General features: G+C 78.5%; 1 pseudogene. It reads right to left on the minus strand.

Going from position 1 to position 321, the window contains the following annotated elements:
- Positions 1 to 194: 194 nt before the first annotated feature.
- Positions 195 to 321, minus strand: a pseudogene (locus tag JHD67_RS21750) (tRNA methyl transferase PRC-barrel domain-containing protein); the annotation flags it as partial.

Below are 321 nucleotides of genomic sequence, written 5' to 3' on the forward strand. Positions count from 1 at the left end.
CCCCCCCCCCCCCCCCCCCCCCCCCCCCCCCCCCCCCCCCCCCCCCCCCCCCCCCCCCCCCCCCCCCCCCCCCCCCCCCCCCCCCCCCCCCCCCCCCCCCCCCCCCCCCCCCCCCCCCCCCTTTCCCACCCCCACCCCGCCAACCGCGATTCGGTCACGGGTCTCGTGGGCTCGGAGATGTGTATAAGAGACAGACCCTGGGCCACGTAGAGAATATTGCGGGCGACGTCCTTGCCCACCACGTACCAGGCCTCGCCGCTGGCGCCGTGGCGGCCGCCAATGCCCAGGCCGTTGCGCTGGCCGAGGGTGTAATACATCACG

The sequence above is a fragment of the Dyella sp. ASV21 genome (assembly GCF_016428975.1).
Lineage (GTDB): Bacteria > Pseudomonadota > Gammaproteobacteria > Xanthomonadales > Rhodanobacteraceae > Dyella.